Source organism: Hymenobacter jejuensis, assembly GCF_006337165.1.
In the GTDB taxonomy this organism is placed as follows: domain Bacteria; phylum Bacteroidota; class Bacteroidia; order Cytophagales; family Hymenobacteraceae; genus Hymenobacter; species Hymenobacter jejuensis.
Genome location: NZ_CP040896.1, coordinates 2,545,223 through 2,565,522, shown reverse-complemented (window position 1 = coordinate 2,565,522; position 20,300 = coordinate 2,545,223). Strand labels below are relative to the sequence as shown.

Genomic DNA, 20,300 nt, shown 5'->3' with positions numbered 1-20,300 from the left:
TCCGCGTCTTTTTCCTGCGTTATCTTACCCCAACAAGCCGTTGCTCATGGCGAACTTGATGAGGGCGGCCGTGTTCTTGGCCTGGGTTTTCTCGATGATGTTCTGGCGGTGGGTTTCCACCGTGCGCTTGCTGGTGAAGAGCTTGTCGGCGATTTCGGCGTTGGTCAGGCCCTCGGCGATGAGCTTGAGCACCTCCAATTCCCGCTTCGACAGGTTGCCGTTGGGGCGGGGGCCATCACTGCTGACACCGTCGGAATTCTGCATTTTGTTGAGCAGGTTCAGCCCGATGGCCGAGCACAGGTATTGCTGCCCTTCGGCCACCGAATGAATGGCGAACACCAGCTCGGCGCGGCGCGAGTTTTTGAGCGCGTAGCCGGAAGCGCCCGCGTTCAGCGCCTGAGCCACGTAGCGCTCGTGGTCGAGCATTGAAAGCACCAGCACGCGTACCTCGGGGAAGTCGCGCTGCAAGTGCGTAAGGGTTTCGAAGCCGTCCATGCCCGGCATGTTCAGATCGAGCACCACTACATCGGCGGGGGTGGAAGGCAGCAGTTCCAACAATTCCAGGCCGTTGGATGCTTCGCCCACTACTTCCAAGTCGGGTTGGTCACGGAGCAAAGACCGGATGCCATCGCGAATAATGGCATGGTCATCGGTGAGAACAAGTCGGATCATGACAACAGAGCTGAAAGTACTGTGGGATAACCAGTTGGCCGAGGTTGGGTTCCGGACCTATTTATCTTAAGATACGGCATTGGGGGCAAAAGACAAACACGGCCGGCCAGCTGGTTTCCGACGTCGGCAAGTTAACGGCTTTAAACACCAAACCCTCGAAAGCATCTTCCGAGGGCTTAGGCTACCTAGCTGCGAGTCGGTAGAAACAGGAAAGCAAGTACAAGAAGGGCCGATAGCCGCGGGTGGCTATTGCCGCCTGTGAGCCGGCTGGCGGGCCCCGCTCCTACCCTACTTCAATGAGGTGTCGGTCATAGAGCTATGGGGATTAGGGTGAGAAAAAAAGTACCGTTCAGTAAACGTATAGCGCTGGCAAATGAGCACTCCATTTCGTCGAAAAACCGCCTTCAGTGTCTAAAATACCGCTTTTTACGGAAGCTACCTCAGTACAAACCCAACCGTCGGCGCAACTTACCGCAGGGGTGGCGGGCGCTCCCACATCGCCACAAGTCAGCCGCGTTTGGGCAAAGTAATTAGCCGGCCACCAAACATTTTGCCCGGTTACAGCTTATAGTAATCCAGATGTAATCCGTTCTTTTTTAGAGCTTTAACAAAGGAGTTTGTTTTCCATGATTCGGGTAGTTCTCGCCGACGACCACACCATTCTGCGCGATGGCGTAAAAGCCTTACTCGACGAAGAACCTGATTTACAGACAGTTGGCGAAGCAAACCACGGACGCGAACTCCTCGACCTGCTGGCCGACACGTCCGCCGATGTGGTGGTCATGGACATCCATATGCCCGTCATGGATGGATTTGCAACGGTGACCGAGCTGCGCACGCTGCATCCCGAGGTGCGCATCCTGATCCTGTCGATGCTGGACCACGAGAATTACGTCAACCGCATGCTGGAAGCCGGGGCACTGGGCTACGTGCTGAAAAGCGCCGACATTTCGGAGATCAGCTTTGGCATCCGGATGGTAGCTGCGGGTCGGCCTTTTATCTGTACCCACTTGGGCCTGAGCTTGTTGCAGCGCATTATGCAAAGCTCCACGTCGCTTAGCGCTTATCAGACCGGCAACGCGGGTTCCTCGCAGCGCCCCAACGACCTGTCGAAGCGGGAATTGGAGGTGCTCAAGCTCATCGCCGAGGGCCTGACCAACGCCGAGATCGCCGACAAGCTCTTCACCAGCAAGCGCACGGTGGAAACCCACCGCCAGAACATCATCGAGAAAACCCAGGCCAAGAACACGGCCGCCCTCATCAAGTTCGCCGTGAGCAACGGCTTGCTTGAATAAGCATCACTTTGATAATCAATGCTATACCCAGCCACCACCGCTTTCTGAAGCGGGGCTGCTAAACACGGTATGGCGCCACGAAAAGGGTGAGCTTACAGCGGAAAGTCGAAGGGTATCAAGAAAGCACAAATTCCAGCTGGCCAACTGCCGCAACTGTTCAGCCAGGGTCCGGTTGGGGGCGTTCTTCCGCTGAAAGAAGTACGACACGGCATTTTCATAGCGCAGAAGAGCAGTAGCATGCGGCTTGGGCCGCTGGTAGGCCGCCGGTTCCGGTTGCTTACCACCCCAATGGCAGGTGATCCGGCTACTAGGCCAAGCAAGATTCACGATTTTATGGCGGGATAGATACCGGTTTTCACTTCGGTAACTACGTATTTTCGTTCGAGAACAAACCCGCACCGCTCGGAGCAAAGGCGAATATTTCAAGAGCAGAATTATTAGTGACTATATTTTTGTCCTAAATGATATTGAATTATTCACAAATATCCAAATCCGATGTTCTAAAATTCACAACTGCATGCATTTTCATTAAGCCTTGATACTGAGTATTATACAAAAATTCAAGGTTTAAATTGCAGGAAAGGCATGTTTGGAACGCTTGGCTCTGAAAATGTGAAAGTGCAAGACCAAAAGCCGTATTTCACGCGTTTCGTTTTTGCATACAATTCTGTAGCTTTGATTATCAGCTGTCACACCTGAATGTTCTGTAAATCAGATCGCTATCTTTCCTGCCAGTACTTCAAGGAAGTAGCTACTACCTGACTTTACAACTTCTGCCTTCTGGGTTGCGCGGAGTTTCTGCAAGCAACCGACTTACTAGTAGAGCCGTCCTTTCAGCCTTGGAGCGGGTCTGCAGAAGTAACTAACCTGCTGCTTTGGTGATAATGGAAATTCAACGCGAAATTTTACCTGAAAGCTATTTGCTGATCCTCACCGATGAGGAAAATTCGTTACTGGACCAGGAAACTTTGGCCTTGGCGCTGCGAAGCGCCGTGCGCAGCGGCAAGCCCAGCATTTGGGTCGATTGCAGCCAGTTGCACCGCCTGCCGGCTCCTACTATTTCGTTGCTGGTAGGCTATTATAGGCGCTTGCAACAGCGCAACGTACAGCTGGTGCTTTGCCACCTCGACGACAGCCTTCAGCACGCCTTCAGCCAGACTTCGGCGGCTACGCAAGTGCCCGTGGTGCCAACCCTGCTCGATGCGGACCTGTACTGCCATGCCCATTTGGCTGGGGCGCCACGCGCCAGTGCATAAACACAAATATTTGATTATCAGATATTTATACCAGCCATTAGCTAGGCAATGCTTCGCTAAAAAGCAAGCCACGCCGGAGCATCCGGGCTAGAGAATGCTGCTTAAGCCGCTGATGCTCAGGGCAATCACGGCCGTATTAAAACCGAACGACAAAATGCCGTGCAGCAACGCGATGCGGCGTAGCGTGCGGCCGCTAATGCCGATGTCAGCGGTTTGGGCCGTCATGCCGACGACGAAGGAGAAATAGGCAAAATCGAGGTAATCGGGCTCGATGCTGGTGCCGGGAAATTCCAGGCCGCCTTCGGCCCCGTCGGTATGCGGATCGTAGTAGAGGTGCGCGTACCGCAGCGTAAAAATAGTGTGCAGCAGCAGCCAAGTACCGAGCACTGCCACAGCTGCCAGCGTAACGTGCAGATTGCGAGGGCCAGCCGCCATGCCGTGCAAGGCACCCAACATAAAAATAACAGCCAGCAAACTGGCGCCGGCCCCCACCAACACCAGCACAAACGTAAACCCCCGCCCAGGGTCTTCGGCAGTTGCCACGCTGCGGATGTGACGGGGCTCGGCGGTCAGAATGGAGGCCCACATCAGCACTAAGCAGCTCAGGACGAAAGCGTCCCAGCCGGCTATGGCTCGACCCAGAAGCGGCAGAATAGCGGCCGTCAGCAAAAAAACGAGTATGCCCGGTGCCGTGGCGGCCAGAAACCGCACGGTGGCCGATAGCATGCCCGCACGGTGCACCAGTTGAAGCAAAGAGGAAGAAGAACGAGGCATAAACAGAAGGAAGGCAGCTCAAGGTGCGGAATTAGCGTGGATTTACGTCCTTCGTGAGCCCATTCCGATGACTTACGTATGAGGCCTCGGACTCAGTTGCTTTTTATGACTTCAGCCTCCTCTACGCGCCCGCTCGCCGACGTTTACGCGTCTTCACTCAGCCTCCTCACCGATCTGTACCAGCTCACCATGGCGTATGGCTACTGGAAGCAGGGCCTGCAAGACCGGGAAGCCGTGTTTCACCTGTACTTTCGGCGGCCCCCTTTTGAGGGTGGCTATGCGGTATGCGCTGGCCTGGCGTACGTTGCCGATTGGCTTGAGACACTGCATTTTACCGAAGATGACCTTGCGTATTTGGGCAGCCTGCGTGGCAGCAAAGGCGCTGTTTTGTTCGAGCCGGGCTTTCTGGAATATCTGCGGCAGCTCAAGTTTACCTGCGACGTCGATGCCATTGCCGAAGGCACCGTGGTGTTTGCCAACGAGCCGCTCATCCGGGTGAAAGGACCGCTGCTGCAAGCACAGCTGCTGGAAACGGCATTGCTGACGCTGGTCAATTTCCAGACCCTAATTGCCACCAAAGCCGCCCGCATCCGCGAGGCCGCCGGTCCCAGCGACCAGATTCTGGAGTTTGGCCTGCGCCGGGCACAAGGCATCGACGGTGGCCTGTCAGCCAGCCGCGCGGCGTATCTGGGCGGGGCTGATGGAACATCCAACGTGCTGGCCGGACAGAAATTCGGCATTCCGGTGCGGGGCACGCACGCGCACAGCTGGGTGATGTCGTTTGAGGACGAAGAGGCTGCTTTCGCTGCTTACGCCGATGCCTTCCCCGACGATTCGGTTTTTCTGGTCGACACCTACGACACGCTGGAGGGCGTGCGGCACGCCATTGCCGTGGCACGCCGGATGCGCGAGCAAGGCCACGAGCTGGCCGGCATTCGCCTTGACTCGGGCGACTTGGCCTACCTCAGCCGCGAGGCCCGTGCCCTGCTCAACGAAGCTGGCTTCCCGAACACTCGCATCGTCGCCAGCAACGACCTCGACGAAAACCTGATTACCAGCTTAAAGCTGCAAGGCGCCCAGATCGATACTTGGGGCATCGGCACCAAGCTTGTTACGGCTTACGACCAGCCCGCTCTAGGCGGCGTGTACAAGCTGGCCGCGCTACGCAAAGCCGATGATTCGGATTGGGAATTCACCATCAAGCTCTCCGAGCAGTTGGCCAAAACCAGCATTCCCGGCATCCTGCAAGTGCGGCGCTTTGTCAGCGAAAAAGGCCAACCCCGCGCCGACATGCTCTACAACACCGCCGCACCCCTTCCTGATAAATTAGAAATAATTGACCCTCAAGATATTACCCGTCGCCGGGCGGTGCGCGCCAACTCCGACTACCGCGAATTGCTGGAGCCTATCTTCCGCGCGGGCCAACGCGTCTGTGAGTTGCCGACCTTGGAGGAGATCCGGCAATATGCTCAGCGCGAAGTACATAGCCTCGACCCTAGCATCCGGCGCTTTCTCAATCCTCACACGTATCCGGTGGGCCTGGAAGCTTCCCTGCACCACTTCCGCACCGACCTGATTCTGGAGAAGCGGCCGCTGCGACCGGCTTAACGCAAGTACTTTATTTTCAGCGTTCTGTGGCCTTCATGAGATAATGAAGGTGCACATTTGTATATTTTATATAGTATATTTTTTATTATCTTGATCCTATTGCGCTTATTCGGAAGTAGCCTTCGTGTGACGACGTCCTGACAAGGGCTCCTTCTCGGTGAGTTGCAGGGTACTATCTGGTTGGTTATTGAAGTAGATTATAGGTATCCATGAAAAACAATTTCCTAGTTGCAACCCTGCTGCTGGCGGGAGCTGCCTTGGTACTAGGGCGCCGCAAGCGCAAGCGCCATCACTATCACGGGTTTGATGGGCAAGATAAGCCTGTTGCCTCACAAGACACAGTTGTCTATTTCATTGCCGATCCAAGTAAGCTTGATAAAGCTGTGGAGTGGTATGAAGATTTCTTTCTGACAAAAGCGGAGGATAAACCTGTGCTCGGTCCCGGTGAGAAACCCTACCGGAGTTTCAAGATTGAGACCACGAACGGCAGCAAATCGTTTATTACAGTGCTGCTTTCCACAGATCCTGTATACCTACAGCTAAATGAACCCGTCTTCTATTGGGTTCTGCCCGACGTGAAGGATGTAGATATAAAATATAAAAAGCTGAAGGACAAGGGCAGCGAATTTGACAAGAAGCCTCACAGTATTAAAAAGCCCAAAGGCATATTGGGAGTGCGAGAAGTGACACAAAAACCAACCGAGGTACAGGCTTTTATCGTGGTGGATCCCTACGGCAACCGGGCGGGTGTCGTCAACAACCCAATCTACGTTCCTTCACTGATCACTGAGGAATAAGAAGATACCCTGCTAAGAAGCCCCTTCAAAATTCTTATTCACATATCTTGCTCATTGTCAGGTAGATGAAGAATATTCTACTTATCGCAGTAATACTTCTTGGTGTTTTGTTAGGCAGCGGGTGCCGCCCGTCTAAGGTAAGTGGAGGCAATCCGCCCCCCGTCGTTATCAAGCCGCAGGAGCAGGACACGATCATCTACCCCGTTAAGGACATAGACAGGGCGATAAAATGGTACAACAGTTTCTTCGGCCGCGAACCCGATCGGGTGGTTAACGACGGGGGTTCGTATGCGTACGCCGTGTACAAAATCGGTACGACGACCGTCATCTTGGACACCAATCCGGAACAGGTGCAACTCAAGCGGGCCGTATTCTACTGGTCGGTGCCTAACCCCGACGCTGTACAGAGCAAGTACCGCGAGCTGGCTTCGATCGGCACGCATTTCAAAGGGTTTCTATTTTTCAAAAAGCCGAAAAGGCTCGACAGGCACAAGCCAAGTGACGCGTCGTCTAAGGAGCTGCACCGATCGGAGCCCGAGGCGCTTAGGTTCGTTGCCGAAGACCCCGACGGCAACGAGGTGGGCGTGGCCAACAACCCGATTTATCCGCCTGGCAAAAAGAAATAGCCGTTGCTTGGGCTTGCGCTCGCTTGTGCCATTATAATGCGTTACCGCCATGAAAAGCCTCTGTGCATTCCTGTTGGTGTTGAGCCTTGGCCTGAGTGCAAGCCCAGCCACGGCGCAAAGTCGGGCAGCGGACAGCCTGCGGAACTTGTTGCGCACGCATCCGCAGGCTGACACCCTGCACGTGCGACGGCTTTTTGCATTGATCATCGAGCTGGCCGCCAACGATGCGCCGCAGGCTTGCTTGCTGAGCCGGCAAGCGCTAGCGATGGCCCAGAAGATTTCTGACTCCACAGGCATAGTTCGTAGCTATGTGTGGCTCAGCATCTTACATCGGCGCCAATCCAACTACGATTCGGCCCGCTATTACATCCGGTTTGCCCAGCAGCTAGCCGTCCATCGCCACGACCGCCGCCGGGAGGCTCAATCGTACCTAGAGCTAAGCCTGATTGACCAGATGCAGGGCAACCTTGCCTCGGCGCAGAAGTGGGCGTTACGAGGCCTAAAACTGGCAGAAAACATCCAGAATCTGCCGCTGCAAACCCAGCTAAGCACTACCTTGGGCGGCGTCTATTCCGAACTAGGCGACTACAAAAACGCCACCCGGACCTTGCGGATAGCGTTGCATAACGGTCAGAAAATGGGCGACCTACAAGTAGTGTCGGCCACCCTGAACAGCCTGGCCAAGGCCTACCAGGAGCAAAAAAACTGGCCTCAGGCTTTACGCTACTTTCGCCAAGCAGCGCAGGTCAGCCGCCGCATGGGCGACGTGCAAAACGAGACCGTAAACGAAATTGGCCAAGCCGAGGTGTACAGCCAGCAAGGCGACCAGACGCAGGCATTGCAACACGGCTCCTATGCCCGCACGCTGGTGCGCCAGAACCACGACGCCTTCAATCTGCCCTCCGTAGAGTTGCTGCTGGCCAATTCCTTCTTGCTTACGCAGCGCCCCGACAGCGCCATTGCCTTGGCCCAGCACGCCTTGCAGCTCAGCCAAAAAACCCGCACCAACGGCAACATCAGCAAGGCCAGTGACATACTGGCCCAAGCGTATGCGGCGGTAGGTAAATTTCAGGATGCGTATCGGTACGAGCGCCTGTTTGTGGCCTACCAGGATACGCTGGCCGGCGCCGAAACGCAGCGCAAAACCAGTGACATGCGCAACAGCTACGAACTGGATAAGCAACGAACCCAGATTGCCTTGCTCGACAAAACGCGCCAGCTGCAAGCCCAGACCGCCGCTCGTCAGCGCGCGCAGCTCTTGTGGCTGCTGACCGGCTTGGGCGGACTGGTGGCGCTGGCAGGCCTGCTCTGGCGCAACATCTACATCAAGCAGCGCGCCAACCGCCACCTCAATGAGAAGAACGAACAGATTGCCCAGCAGCGCGACGACCTCACGCGCACCTTGGCCGAGCTAAAGACCACTCAGGCCCAGCTAATTCAGCGCGAAAAAATGGCCAGCCTAGGCGAGCTGACGGCGGGTATTGCCCACGAAATTCAAAATCCGCTCAACTTCGTCAATAATTTTTCTGAGGTGAGCGTGGAGCTGGTCGATGAGTTTATGGACGGCCCTTGGCAGCAGCTACCCGAAGCCGAAAAGCTGTACGCGACGGAGCTGCTGGACGCCCTAACGCAGAATCTGCAGAAAATCACTCACCACGGGCGCCGGGCCGATAACATCGTCAAGGGCATGTTGCAGCATTCGCATGGCGCACCTGGGCAAAGTGAGCCCACCGACTTCAACGCCTTGGTAGCCGAACACTTGTCGTTGGCCTATCAGAGCTTCCGGGCAAAGAACAAAACGTTTACGGCCACACTCAACTGTGATTTCAACGCTCAGGTCGCACAAGTGACCGTGGTTCCGCAGGACATCGGGCGAGTGCTACTCAATCTGTATACGAATGCTTTTTATGCGCTCCGGCAACGGCAACAGCGCGGCGAAGCAGGGTACACACCCGAATTAAGCGTAAGCACGAAAAGGCTGGCCAACCAAATCCAGATCAGCGTGCGCGACAACGGCAGTGGGATGAGCCCTGAAGTTCAGCAAAAGGTATTCCAGCCGTTTTTCACGACTAAGCCACCGGGGGAAGGAACCGGCTTGGGGCTGTCTCTGAGCTATGACATCATCACCAAAGGCCACAACGGAACCCTAACGGTGAGCAGCGAGGAAGGCAAAGGCACAGAAATATTGATTTGTCTGCCCGCATAGCCAAACAATAACAGTCTGTATATCAAACATTTACATGATACAACACTGGCCCTGCCCAGTTGATACCCCCAAAACTCTATACTTCACCAGCCAAAGTCTATACGATGTAGGCCGGTTCGCATGGGTACTTTTGCGGTGCATTCGTTGTTATACCACCAATTCACCTGCCGCGAGCCCATTCTTTATTTGCTTCAGCGGCTTAAGCTTTTGCCCTCCATGCCTACCCTACAATTCAAAACCAACATCAATTGCGGCGGCTGCGTGCGTGCCGTGACTCCTCTGCTAAACGAGGAAAAAGAAATAACCCGTTGGCAAGTCGATACCGATAACCCCGCCAAAATCCTCACGGTGGAAGGCGAGCAAGTGCAGCCCGAACAGGTCATCAGGGCCGTGCAGGAAGCCGGGTTTGAAATTGAGCCTGCGTAAGCAGAAGATCGGTTACTACACAACAAAACGCCTGCCTTCTTGAGCAAAGCTCAGGAGGATAGGCGTTTTGTTGTGGGTATGCTTTACTTCGGTTAGGCTTCGTACGTCAACTCCCCAGCGCCCACTTTCAGTACAATGCCCGGTTCGGTCGTAATACGACCCGCAACCTTTGCTTCGTAACCATCGGCTTGAAGCTGATTCACAACTTCTTCAGCATCAGATTCTTCTGTTACGAGCAACATACCGTTGCCCATGTTCCAGTAGAGATACGCGTCGGCGGGCGCGATGCCGGCCAGCTCGGTCAGGCGCTGCATCGCGGGCAGCGGCTCGAACAACGCATCCAGCTCTGCGCCTACTCCGTTTTTCAGCACGCGCTTGAAGTTGTCAGCGATGCCGCCGCCGGTAATGTGGGCCACGCCGTGCAACGACAAGCCGCTATCGAGCAAGCGGGCCACGGCGGGCGCATAAATGAGGGAGGGCATCAAGAGCACTTCGCCCCACGTGTGGCCAGCCGAGCCATGCGGCGTAGCATCGAGGCCATCGTAAGGGGCTGTGTGCCAGTTATCTCCGAATAAGTTTTGTAGCGTGCGACGCGCCAGCGAAAAGCCATTGGAGCGGAAAGAAGGCGATTTCAGGCTCACGACCACTTGCCCTGGCCGCACGGTAGCGCCACTAATCGGCCGCTGGAGGCTGGGGTGTAGCGCACCTACGGCCGTCGAGCACCAGTTGAAGTTCATGCGGGCACCGGGCCAGCCGCCAATGCGGTTGCCAAGCTCCGCAATTTCCCCCCCCGTTACGGCGAGGTGGCTGAAGTTGGCCGCATCGTGCAGGCCGCGCATCAGCTCGTCAATCACCTCGTAATCAAGCGTATGCACGTCGATGATGTTCGATAAATTAGTAGGAACGAAACCGCCCGCGATCAGGTCGTCGGCTACCATCGCGATGAGGTCGTACCCCAGCGTATCGAACTTGCCTACGCGCTCGGCCACCTCGATTTTGGTGCCGATGCCATCCGAAGAAATGCCTAACCGCTCCTGCCCAAACCGGATTTCATTCGAAAAGCCACCGTCGAGGTCCTGCGCTGGTTCGCCGGGCTTGCCTTGGCGGTTGGCGAAGGTTTTTTTGGCCCAACCGTAAGCGTTGCGGGAGCATTCGTTGCCAAGGTCGATGTCGTAACCGGCAGGTTTTGAGGAAGAATCGGACATGGTAGGAAGTAGTGATGTATTCTAGATTCTAGCTCCCCTCCTCAAATGAGGAGGGGCTGGGGGTGGTTGAAAGGCTAGAGGTAGAAGCTAGGGCTAGTAATGGTCCGGGCGCTCCGGTCAACCACCCCTAGCCCCTCCTCAGCTGAGGAGGGGAACTAGCTGCTAATTTCTACCCTTCCGCCGCGCATAGTACTTAGTGCTCAGTAGGAGCCGGAGCTTTGGGGCTGACAGACAAGGTTTTATCGCGGCGCTGGCTCTGGCGTTCTTCCTGAATGTGCCGCAGGTAAGGAGTCACGTCGCCCGTCGGATACTTACCTGAGAAACAGGCGAAGCAGCCGCCGCCGTGGCCGCGGTCTTCGCTGAATAGATCCTGCAAGTCGCTCAAATCCTGATAGATAACTTTATCAGCACCGATGTAATTGCAGATTTCCTCCTCGGTATAGTTGGCCGCGATCAGCTCCGTGCTCATGGCCATGTCGATGCCGTAGATGCAGGGGGCAATGATGGGCGGCGCCGACGAGATGAAGTAGACTTCGGCGGCACCGGCTTCGCGCAGGATGCTCACGATGCGGCGGGATGTGGTGCCGCGCACAATGCTGTCGTCGACAACGGCTACTTTTTTGCCTTCCACAAACGCCCGAATCGGGTTGAGCTTTTTCTTGACGATGTCTTCGCGCCCCACCTGGCTGCTGACAATGAAGCTGCGGCCGATGTGGTTGTTTTTCACCAGCGCACGGCGGTACGGCACCCCGATGGCTTCCGCCAAACCAGAAGCCGCAAAGTACCCCGACGACGGCACATCAATCACCATATCCGGCGCGATACCTGCGGCTAATACCTTGCGAGCCAATAACTTACCCAGGCGCACGCGTTCGCGGGCGACCAACCGGCCATGAATCGAGGAGTCTTCGCGGGCGAAGTAAATGTACTCGAACGCGCAGAAAGATTTGGGCTTGGCGTAGGCGTTTTTGTAATGGACTTTGAAATTCTGGTCAATGAACACAGCCTGCCCAGGGCCGATGTCCTTGATAAACTCATAGCCCAGATAATCGAAACACGTTGATTCTGAGGCGAATGCGTAAACAGGTCCTTCAGGCGTATCGCGGCGGCCCATGACCAGCGGCCGGATGCCGTTGGGGTCGTTGAAGGCCAGCAGGCCGTGGCCCGCGATCACGGTAACAGTTGCGTAGGCACCTTTGGCCAACTCCTGCGTCGTCTCGACGGCGTCGAAAATATCGATAACCGACAGATGATCAAGGTCTTTGGTGCGCAGCTCCGACGCGAAGGTATACATGATCAACTCCAGGTCGTTGCTGGTTTTGGGCAACACGTGGTACTTGTCGTGCAGACGCTTGGCCAGCTCGCGGAAGTTGATCACGTTGCCGTTGTGCACCATCGCCAAGCCAAACGGATAGCTAGATGTAAACGGCTGAGCCAGAGCAGTTTCGTTGGAGCCTTGCGTGGTGTAGCGCACGTGCCCGATGCCAATGTTGCCGGGCAATTTCTTGACGTGCTTCGGCCGGAACACATCGTTGATCAGGCCCTGCCCTTTGCGCAGATGAAAATTTGTATCGAAAGTGGCGATGCCGGCGGCATCCTGCCCGCGATGCTGCAAGGCGGTGAGGCCAAAGACGATATCGTGCACAACATCATCGGGACCAAAAAAACCAACTATTCCGCACATAAGTCGTGGGATTAAGGATTCGGGGTGGGGTGAAGCTGGCCTGCCAGCAAGCAGGCCAGGGTATCGGCATACAGTTCGTGCTCCACGGCCAAGCCGCGGCGCTCTACTTCTGCCAGGGTGGTTGCGCCGCGCAAATCGACGGGACGCTGTGCCAAGATGGGCCCGGTGTCGAGGCCTTCATCGACGAGGTGAACGGTGATTTTGGTTTCCGGCAGGTGGTTGTCGAAAGCCCATTCGTAGGCGTGCAAGCCTTGGTGCTGGTGCGTATCGGCGGGGTGAATGTTGAGAATGCGACCGGCATAAGCACGAATCAGGGTGGGCGAGAGGATTCGCATAAATCCCGCAAGCACTACATAATCAACCCGATACGAATTCAATAGTTTAACCACTTCTGCATCATACTCCGCTCGCTTGCGGCCTTTCGAAGGTAAGCTTGCGGTTTGGCACCCCAGCGCCGCGGCTGTTGCCAGCCCCGGTGCCTCCGGAATATTGCTGAACACCAGCGCGACCTCCGCTAGTTCGCGCAGCTTGCCTTTTTGCACCGCATGCACCAGCGCCACCATGTTGGAGCCGCGCCCCGACAACAAGATGGCCAGTCGCTGCTTACGACCAGCCGGCGACGGATTAGCGAATGCCTGCAAGGACGGGAGCCGGCCGCTGGCCGATATCGGTTCGGAAATACGCATCCTGAAACGTGACCTTTTCACACTCTTTATACGCCTGAGCGACAGCATCTTCCAACTCCCTTCCGTGGGCAACCAGCACCAGCACGCGGCCGCCGTTGGTTACCATCTGGCCGTCGTCTTGGCGGCGCGTCGCCCCGTGGAAAACCAGCGTGCTTGGATGAACTTGGTCGAGGCCGTGGATGGGAAAACCCGTTGGAAAATTGGCGGCCGGATAGCCACCCGACGCCAACACCACGCCCACATAAAATCCGGGGCGGTGGCGCACTCCCACCCGGGCCAGCGAACCATTGAGCGTCGATTCGATCAGCTCCAGCAGGCTGCTGTCCAGGGCCGGCAGCAGTACTTCGGCTTCGGGGTCGCCGAGGCGCACGTTGTATTCGAGCAGCTTGGGTCCCTGGGGCGAGAGCATGATGCCGAAGTACAGAAAGCCCTTAAAATCAAACTGTTCGACCTGAATGCCTTGTAGCGTAGGGTCGATGATATCGCGGCGGATGGCAGCCAGTACGTTGTCGTCGGCGAAGGGCACGGGGCAGTACGCGCCCATGCCGCCGGTGTTGGGGCCTTGGTCGCCGGCCAGCAGTTGCTTGTGGTCCTGCGAAGGCGCCAGCAAGCGAATGCGGTACCCATCGGTCACGCCGATGATGCTGATTTCGGGGCCGGAGAGCTTTTCTTCGAGCAAAAACGAAAACCAGCCGGTGTACTGCGCCTGCAAGTCGTCGAGCGCCGCTTCGGCTTCCTGCACCGACGAGCAGACATACACGCCTTTGCCGGCCGCCAATCCATCGTACTTCACAACGACTTGACCATCAAGATCTTGTGCTTTAGCACGAGCGTCCGCGAATTTGTCGCTGCGGTATTGCCACGATTTGGCCGTGGCTACCCCGTGCCGCCGCATGAAGCTCTTCGACCATACTTTGGAGCTTTCGAGCACCGCCGCCGCTCGCGAAGGCCCGAATACCTTGATGTCGGTAGCGGCGAAGTAATCTGAAACGCCCGCCGCCAGTGGCGCCTCCGGCCCGACCACGATGAGCTTGGAGCCCACTTCGTCACAGAAGCGCTGCACCGCCGGAAAGTCCAGCGGATTGATTTCCGGATGGCTGTTGGGGATGCCGCCGTTGCCGGGCAGTACGTGCACAGTGGCGCCGTCGCGGGTCAGTTTCCACGACAGGGCGTGTTCGCGGGCGCCGGAGCCAAGAAGAACTACTATTTTATTGGTGGTCAAGGGAATAGGTGCTTAGGCGAGGAACGTGACTCAACTGATGTCTTCGATTAAAATAATTCTTCCGTCTTCAAATCGAAAAATGGAAGTACCCAGCAGGTGCAACGTATCACCGGGTTTCAAGCCATTCGGCAAGTCAATGGCTACGACTGCGGTGTAGTCAATCGACATTTCTACCTGATTATCAGCCATTTTCCAATCAGCAACGCGCTGCTCGCGCTGGGAGAAATACTGCGTGGCCTGCTCGGCCTGCTGCCGAAAGCGCTCTTTGCCAGTGGTGGTTAGGTTTACTTCCCCATTGGAAATGTTCCGGAACACCACATCATCATGGAGATGGGCTACCATCCCGTCTACGTCGAAGCGGTTGTACGCTTCGACGTAGGCTTCCACAACTTGTTTTAGGTCAGGGGTTTCCACTAATTTTCTTGGTTACAGCACGCGCAGCTCGGCGTCAGCGGCGCGCAGCTTGGCTTTGGTAGCGGCAATTTCTTTGGACAACTGCTCACGCAAGCGAGGCAGATTCAGGACGCGCACTGCCGCTTGAGCCGCGTTATCAGGGCGCACGACGGTGAGGTTGGGCGTGGCGCTGGGCATAATTACCGAGGAATTCAGGTTGGCGGCCAGTTCGGCAAAGTCTTTCCAAGGTGGGCAGCTAATGACAGGCACGTTCACGTTGGCGGCCAACGCGCCACCCAGGCCATTCGACAGGCCGGCCACGGCGATGATTACGCCGGGCTCTACCGAGTCGTTCCACACCTCGGCCATGCCCGCGATTTCCTCGCCGTTTTTGTGGGCCGAGGTCACGCGTAGCTGGGTGAAGAGGTTGTAGCCCTCAAAGTTCTGGCGGATTTTCTGGCAGTGCTCCCGGTCAGCCGGCGAATCCATCACGATGCTCACCCAGGCATCCTTCATAACGCCAGCTCGCACGAGGTTACCCACGAGGCGCGTCCGGACGTCGCCGCCGGTGGTCATTTCGGTGCCGATAGGCAGCGGGGCGCCGGTGATGCGCTCGAAGATATCGAGGTAGCGGCGGCTGGCTTCGGCCGAAACTTCGGGCGTAAGCGAGCGCGGATACTGACCGTCTATCTTGTTGGCAATCAGCCACTGACGCACGTATTCCTTGTCCATCTGCTCGGCCGTTTCGGGGTTGCGGGCGTAGTCTTCCGCGCTCCAGAACCGCGACGAATCCGGCGTATGGATTTCGTCAATCAGGATTAGCTCCCCGTTCAGCAAGCCAAACTCATATTTGGTATCAACCAGGATAATGCCGCGCTCGGCCATCCACGCCGAAGCGAAGTTGAACAGCTCCAGCGCCTTCACCCGCATCTTCTCGTACAGCTCGGCCGACACCCAGCCTTCCGACACCAGGTTCTCCGGCGTGATTTCGCGGTCCGACTCTTCTTTCGTCGTCGGCGTCACGATGGGCTCGGGAAACTGCTGGTGCTTGGTCAGGCCATCGGGCACGGTCACGCCCGAGAACGTGCGCTGGCCTTTCTGGTAACCGCGCAGCATGGAGCCGGTGATATAATTGCGCACGACCATTTCCACCCGAATCGGCTCGGCCTCCTTGGCCAGCGTCACGTTCGGGTCGAGCAGCGAAATCACGTGGTTCGGGATGATGTGCTGGGTTTTGTCGAACCAGAAAGCGGCCAGCCCGTTCAGCACCGCGCCTTTGTGGGCCACGGGCGTTTCCAGCACCGAGTCGAAGGCCGACAACCGATCGGTTACCACGATGAGGCGCTCGCCGGATGGGGCGCGGTACGAGTCACGGACTTTGCCGCGGTGCAGGAGCTCGAGTTGCGGGGTAGCGAAGTGGTTGAGGGTGTTCATGCTTCGTAATGTTCTCTTCCTTAGGTTGAGTAAGAAAGCGCGCTGGAGTCAGGATGAATACTGATTGGTTTCTAGCAACACAGCCGCATGACGTTGCTGCTCAATGTGTTCCACAATGTTCTGAAACATGCGCAGGCCGTCTCCTTCCTCCGGAATGCCGGGGTTGGCACGTTTGCGGCGCGCCCAGTCCGGGTGATTGTAGAGCGTCAGATACGCCTCGGGGTGGGGCATCAGGCCGAACACTTGGCCGGCCGTGTCGGTGAGGCCGGCGCAGTTGAGGTCGGCGCCGTTGGGGTTGTGCGGGTATTGGGTGACTTCGCAGCCGTCGGCGTCGCAGTAGGTCAGGCAGTTCAGACCTTCGGCCAGAATGCGCTTGCGGGTCGCAGCATCCGGAATTACCAAACGGCCTTCGCCGTGGCGCACTGGAACTTCCAGACTATCAATGCCTTTCAAAAAAGGCGTGCGCGTAGCTGAGTTGACTTTCAGGCGTACCCAGCGGTCTTCGTAACGGCTGGAGGCGTTGTGCGTGAGCGTGACTTCGGGGTTGAAGTCGCCACCCAGGTTGGGCAGCAAGCCGAGCTTCACCAATACCTGAAAGCCGTTGCAGATGCCCAGCACGAATTTGCCGTTGGCGATGAACTCGCGCAGGTCGTCGAGCAGGGTGCGGCCGTTGGGGTTTTGGCGGTAGCGCAGCTTGTTGGCCAGCACCACGCCCGAGCCCAAATCATCACCGAAGGAGAAGCCGCCGGGAAAATTGAGCACGTCGTAGTCGTGGATGCTGACGTGGCCGTGCAGCACCTGGTTGAGGTGCACGATGGTCGCATCGGCACCGGCGAGGCGGTAGGCGGCGGCCATTTCCTCTTCGCAGTTGATGCCGAAGCCCGTCAGGATGAGGGCCTGTACCTTATTGGAGGCGGCCGGAGCGGCTGATTGATTCATGGTTTCGTGTGTCATCTCCCCTACTCCGCTGCGACTTGCTGACCGAAGCCAATCGTTTGATTCACAGGCCCGTTCGTCCACACTTCGCGCAGCTCGGCGGTGTTGGCCTTGATCACGACGCGCTGACCGTGCAGCACCGTCAGCTCACCATCGCCGGATACGACGCCTAGGCGAGTGGCTTTTTTGCCGAGCAGCTTCTCAAAAGCTACTACGTCTTCCGGCGCTACCGTGGCCACAAATCGGGAGTGGGATTCAGAAAATAGTTGAACTTCAACTGATTGTTGTTCAGATACTTGCACATAAGCCCCCAGACCGTTGCCAAACGTCGCCTCAGCCAGTGCTACGGCCAGGCCGCCATCCGACAAGTCGTGGCAGGATTGGATAAGCTGCTGGTCGTTGGCCTGGCCCATGAGCGTGTAGAGCTCCTTAGCTTCGGCAAAACGAACCTGCGGCACGTTGGCACCCAGCTCATTATAAAGCTGGTAGAACTCCGAGCCGCCCAGCTCGTCGTAGGTTGTGCCCAGCTGGTACACCACGTCGCCTTCGGCTTTGAAGTCGCTGGTGATGGTGCGGCGCACGTCCTCGATTTTGGCGGTCATCGAATACAGAACGGTGGGCGGAACGGAGATTTTCACGCCGTCGGCTTTGAAGTCGTTCTTCATCGAATCCTTGCCGCTGGTGAGCGGAATGCAATAGGCAGCTGTGGCGTCGCGGAGGGCTTCGCACATGCGTACCAGCTTGGCCAGCTTGAGCTTACCGTCGGGGTTCGCTACGGGATCGTAGAGCGAATCCGGCACGCAGAAGTTGTCGTTGACCGACCAGAAAATGTTGTCGCCGGGCGTGAGGTTGGGCAGCTTGCCACCCACCGAAATGATCTGCCGCACGGCTTCGTCAAAGGCGCCCGCCGACATATGGTACGCGTCCAGATCGCCGAAGCGGGGCAGGATGCCGTTGCTCACGGCCACGCCTTCCCACGACTCGAAGTTGAAGCGAACTACGGCCGCGTCCTGCGGAGCCTGGCCCGTGGCACCCATCAACGGCTTGATGATGGTGCGGCCTTTCACTTCGTGGTCGTACTGCCGGATCACCGACTCGCGCGAGCAAATGTTCAGGCTGCCGAGCAGCTGCCGCAGCACGTCGTTATAATCCAGATTAGCAGGCAGTTGTGGCTCCTGCGAAACGGGCTTCTGCCACTCGGCCTCCATGATTTTGCGAGGCACCCCGTCGTGAAGGAAGTCGAGCGAAAGCTGCGCAACGGGCCCACCGGCAAAGCGCACGTCGAGGAAACCCTCGTCGGTGAAATGGCCGATGTCGGTTAGTTCAACTTCCATTTCTTCGCCCAACGCCAGCAGCTGATCGAGTTTATCAGGCTCTACTACCAAGGTGAAGCGCTCCTGCGACTCGCTCAGGAAAATCTCCCACGGCCGCAGACCGCTATACTTCAGCGGCACCTTCTCCAGATCGACCACCGCGCCGCCGCTGATGCCGGCCAGCTCGCCTACGGACGACGACAGGCCGCCCGCGCCGTTGTCGGTGCTGCACTTGATGAGGCCGCGGCGCGTGGCGATGATCAGAAAATCCATCGCCAACTTCTGCGTGATTGGCGAACCAATCTGCACGGCCGTAGCCGGCGACGATTCGTCGAGCTCGATGCTGCTGAACGTGGCGCCGTGGATGCCGTCTTTGCCCACCCGGCCACCGGCCATGATGATGCGGTCGCCGGCGTCTATTTTCTTCTCCCACGAATCTTCGCCCGCGAGCTGCATCGGCATTACGGCGCCGGTGCCGCAGTACACGAGCGGCTTGCCGCGGTAGCGATCGTCGAAAATGATTGCCCCATTCACCGTCGGCACGCCCGACTTGTTGCCGCCATCCTCGATGCCCTTGCGCACGCCTTCAAAGATGCGGCGCGGGTGCAGCTGGTTGGTCAGCAATGGACCATTGTAATCCGGATTACCAAAGCATAACACATTGGTATTGAACAACAACTGCGCCCCACCAATACCAGTCGCCAAGGGGTCGCGGTTGTTGCCCAGAATGCCGGTAATTGCTCCGCCGTACGGGTCGATGGCGGAAGGCGAATTGTGTGTTTCGACCTTCCACACAAACAGCGACTCCGGGTTGATGCGCACGGCGCCGGCGTTGTCCGAAAACACCTTGATCAGCCAGTCGTTGCCGTTGGCGCGCAGCTGCCGATCGACTTCGGCAGTCGCATCCTTTATATAGGTCTTGAACAGCGAATCAACCTGGCGCTCCTCGCCGGTGTCGGCGTCGCGGAAGTTGATGATGGCGCTGAACTCCTTGTGCTTGCAGTGCTCCGACCACGTCTGGCCCAGAATCTCCAGCTCGCAATCGGTAGGCTCGGCGGGCAGGCCCGCGACGCGACGTTGATGCTGGGTTTCGGGCTTGGTATAGTAGTCCCGAATCGCCCGCATCTCCTCCAAGTTCAGAGCGTAGAGGTTGTCTTTCGACAACTGCACGAGCTGCTCGTCGGAGAGGCCGGTGAGGGGCACTTGGTCCGTAATGATTTCGGCCCCGCCACCGGGCCGCGGCGTGAAGTCGCGGAGGTTGGTGAGGGGGCCGAGTTCGAAGCGGTTGATGAGTTTGTTGCCGAGCAGTTCTTCGGCGAGGCGGCGCAAACTAGCTTCCGGAAGGGCTTCTTCGAGCAGGTACAGCCTCTTACTAAAGATGTGCTGGGTGCGCGTGTCGAGGGGCTGGTTGAGGAAGTCGCCGAGCGCATTTTGGGCGGAGGTGCCCTCGTCGTCGGTTACGCCGGGCAGCTTGGCGACCAAGATATAACTCCTGAATTGCGGATCGTGCCGAATTTCGTCCAGTGCAACATCGTGTAACACAGGATCTTGCAGGCAGCTAGTAGCGAAGCGGTGCAGTTGTTCGTCTGACACCGGGTAGTTCACGGTGTAGAGTGCCGTGCTTTGCACCCGGCCCGTATGCAGGCCGAGGTGGCGTTGGGCAGCTTCGGCTACACGTTGGCCCTCGCCATCGTGTTGGCCGGGCTTGAGCAGGAGCTGAATGGTTCTTTGGGTAGATTCCAAAAGGGAGGTGGTTATCTATTTTTC

17 protein-coding genes are annotated in these 20,300 nt (G+C 57.3%); 7 read left to right on the top strand and 10 right to left on the bottom strand.

Annotated elements, in window-relative coordinates; genetic code table 11:
• Positions 1-24 precede the first annotated feature (24 nt).
• On the bottom strand, positions 25-672 hold the full coding sequence (locus FHG12_RS10585; RefSeq protein ID WP_139515703.1) for a response regulator: 648 nt from the start codon (positions 670-672) through the stop codon (positions 25-27).
• Between the two features lie 626 nt (positions 673-1,298).
• Here FHG12_RS10585 and FHG12_RS10580 point away from each other — a divergent pair.
• Both FHG12_RS10580 and FHG12_RS10575 read left to right on the top strand, forming a co-directional pair.
• Entirely contained in the window at positions 1,299-1,967 is a 669-nt protein-coding gene (locus FHG12_RS10580; RefSeq protein WP_139515702.1) for a response regulator, read from the top strand.
• An 884-nt stretch (positions 1,968-2,851) separates the two neighbouring features.
• Positions 2,852-3,223: an STAS domain-containing protein gene (locus FHG12_RS10575; RefSeq protein WP_139515701.1), complete on the top strand. Its 372-nt coding sequence runs from the start codon at positions 2,852-2,854 to the stop codon at positions 3,221-3,223.
• Between the two features lie 87 nt (positions 3,224-3,310).
• On the opposite strand, the gene FHG12_RS10570 is transcribed toward FHG12_RS10575, so the two are convergent.
• Positions 3,311-3,997 carry a DUF1345 domain-containing protein gene (locus tag FHG12_RS10570; RefSeq protein ID WP_139515700.1) on the bottom strand — a complete coding sequence of 229 codons (687 nt, stop codon included), beginning with the start codon at positions 3,995-3,997 and terminating at the stop codon, positions 3,311-3,313.
• A 105-nt stretch (positions 3,998-4,102) separates the two neighbouring features.
• Here FHG12_RS10570 and FHG12_RS10565 point away from each other — a divergent pair, with 105 nt between their 5' ends.
• From FHG12_RS10565 to FHG12_RS10545, 5 genes are all read left to right on the top strand, one after another.
• The gene (locus tag FHG12_RS10565) at positions 4,103-5,605 is read left to right on the top strand and encodes a nicotinate phosphoribosyltransferase (protein ID WP_139515699.1); all 1,503 of its coding nucleotides are present in this window, start codon (positions 4,103-4,105) and stop codon (positions 5,603-5,605) included.
• A gap of 209 nt (positions 5,606-5,814) precedes the next feature.
• Complete coding sequence (locus tag FHG12_RS10560) at positions 5,815-6,402, top strand: VOC family protein (protein WP_139515698.1); 588 nt, start codon at positions 5,815-5,817, stop codon at positions 6,400-6,402.
• Positions 6,403-6,509: 107 nt separating this feature from the next.
• Positions 6,510-7,028, top strand: coding sequence for a VOC family protein (locus tag FHG12_RS10555; RefSeq protein WP_230471084.1), 519 nt, complete (start codon positions 6,510-6,512; stop codon positions 7,026-7,028).
• Positions 7,029-7,077: 49 nt separating this feature from the next.
• Positions 7,078-9,234: an ATP-binding protein gene (locus FHG12_RS10550; RefSeq protein WP_139515696.1), complete on the top strand. Its 2,157-nt coding sequence runs from the start codon at positions 7,078-7,080 to the stop codon at positions 9,232-9,234.
• Positions 9,235-9,450: 216 nt separating this feature from the next.
• Complete coding sequence (locus tag FHG12_RS10545) at positions 9,451-9,660, top strand: heavy-metal-associated domain-containing protein (RefSeq protein ID WP_139515695.1); 210 nt, start codon at positions 9,451-9,453, stop codon at positions 9,658-9,660.
• Positions 9,661-9,752: 92 nt separating this feature from the next.
• Here the strand turns inward: FHG12_RS10545 and FHG12_RS10540 are convergent, their stop codons facing one another.
• The 8 genes from FHG12_RS10540 to FHG12_RS10505 all read right to left on the bottom strand — a co-directional run bounded on the left by FHG12_RS10540 (position 9,753) and on the right by FHG12_RS10505 (position 20,276).
• Complete coding sequence (locus FHG12_RS10540; RefSeq protein WP_139515694.1) at positions 9,753-10,865, bottom strand: AIR synthase-related protein; 1,113 nt, start codon at positions 10,863-10,865, stop codon at positions 9,753-9,755.
• Between the two features lie 193 nt (positions 10,866-11,058).
• On the bottom strand, positions 11,059-12,549 hold the full coding sequence (gene purF, locus FHG12_RS10535; protein ID WP_139515693.1) for an amidophosphoribosyltransferase: 1,491 nt from the start codon (positions 12,547-12,549) through the stop codon (positions 11,059-11,061).
• An 11-nt stretch (positions 12,550-12,560) separates the two neighbouring features.
• Positions 12,561-13,235, bottom strand: coding sequence for a phosphoribosylglycinamide formyltransferase (gene purN, locus FHG12_RS10530; RefSeq protein ID WP_139515692.1), 675 nt, complete (start codon positions 13,233-13,235; stop codon positions 12,561-12,563).
• Positions 13,174-14,457, bottom strand: coding sequence for a phosphoribosylamine--glycine ligase (gene purD / locus FHG12_RS10525; RefSeq protein ID WP_230471083.1), 1,284 nt, complete (start codon positions 14,455-14,457; stop codon positions 13,174-13,176). The genes purN and purD overlap by 62 nt, the downstream gene beginning before the upstream one ends.
• A 30-nt stretch (positions 14,458-14,487) precedes the next feature.
• A complete protein-coding gene (locus FHG12_RS10520) occupies positions 14,488-14,871 on the bottom strand; it encodes a nuclear transport factor 2 family protein (RefSeq protein ID WP_139515691.1) in 384 nt (127 codons plus the stop codon).
• 12 nt (positions 14,872-14,883) lie between these two features.
• A complete protein-coding gene (locus FHG12_RS10515; protein WP_139515690.1) occupies positions 14,884-16,284 on the bottom strand; it encodes a phosphoribosylaminoimidazolesuccinocarboxamide synthase in 1,401 nt (466 codons plus the stop codon).
• Positions 16,285-16,332: 48 nt separating this feature from the next.
• Positions 16,333-17,223 carry a phosphoribosylformylglycinamidine synthase subunit PurQ gene (locus FHG12_RS10510; protein WP_139515689.1) on the bottom strand — a complete coding sequence of 297 codons (891 nt, stop codon included), beginning with the start codon at positions 17,221-17,223 and terminating at the stop codon, positions 16,333-16,335.
• 20 nt (positions 17,224-17,243) lie between these two features.
• Positions 17,244-20,276, bottom strand: coding sequence for a phosphoribosylformylglycinamidine synthase subunit PurL (locus tag FHG12_RS10505; protein ID WP_139515688.1), 3,033 nt, complete (start codon positions 20,274-20,276; stop codon positions 17,244-17,246).
• Positions 20,277-20,300: the final 24 nt, after the last annotated feature.

What these genes read in the sequence shown, in the direction of transcription:
- FHG12_RS10565 (WP_139515699.1), top strand. Translation starts at nt 4,103, where the DNA reads ATGACTTCAGCCTCCTCTACGCGCCCGCTCGCCGACGTTTACGCGTCT.
- purF (WP_139515693.1), bottom strand. Translation starts at nt 12,549, where the DNA reads ATGTGCGGAATAGTTGGTTTTTTTGGTCCCGATGATGTTGTGCACGAT.
- FHG12_RS10545 (WP_139515695.1), top strand. Translation starts at nt 9,451, where the DNA reads ATGCCTACCCTACAATTCAAAACCAACATCAATTGCGGCGGCTGCGTG.
- FHG12_RS10580 (WP_139515702.1), top strand. Translation starts at nt 1,299, where the DNA reads ATGATTCGGGTAGTTCTCGCCGACGACCACACCATTCTGCGCGATGGC.
- FHG12_RS10540 (WP_139515694.1), bottom strand. Translation starts at nt 10,865, where the DNA reads ATGTCCGATTCTTCCTCAAAACCTGCCGGTTACGACATCGACCTTGGC.
- FHG12_RS10510 (WP_139515689.1), bottom strand. Translation starts at nt 17,223, where the DNA reads ATGAATCAATCAGCCGCTCCGGCCGCCTCCAATAAGGTACAGGCCCTC.
- FHG12_RS10585 (WP_139515703.1), bottom strand. Translation starts at nt 672, where the DNA reads ATGATCCGACTTGTTCTCACCGATGACCATGCCATTATTCGCGATGGC.
- purN (WP_139515692.1), bottom strand. Translation starts at nt 13,235, where the DNA reads ATGCGTATTTCCGAACCGATATCGGCCAGCGGCCGGCTCCCGTCCTTG.
- FHG12_RS10550 (WP_139515696.1), top strand. Translation starts at nt 7,078, where the DNA reads ATGAAAAGCCTCTGTGCATTCCTGTTGGTGTTGAGCCTTGGCCTGAGT.
- FHG12_RS10560 (WP_139515698.1), top strand. Translation starts at nt 5,815, where the DNA reads ATGAAAAACAATTTCCTAGTTGCAACCCTGCTGCTGGCGGGAGCTGCC.
- FHG12_RS10575 (WP_139515701.1), top strand. Translation starts at nt 2,852, where the DNA reads ATGGAAATTCAACGCGAAATTTTACCTGAAAGCTATTTGCTGATCCTC.
- FHG12_RS10515 (WP_139515690.1), bottom strand. Translation starts at nt 16,284, where the DNA reads ATGAACACCCTCAACCACTTCGCTACCCCGCAACTCGAGCTCCTGCAC.
- FHG12_RS10570 (WP_139515700.1), bottom strand. Translation starts at nt 3,997, where the DNA reads ATGCCTCGTTCTTCTTCCTCTTTGCTTCAACTGGTGCACCGTGCGGGC.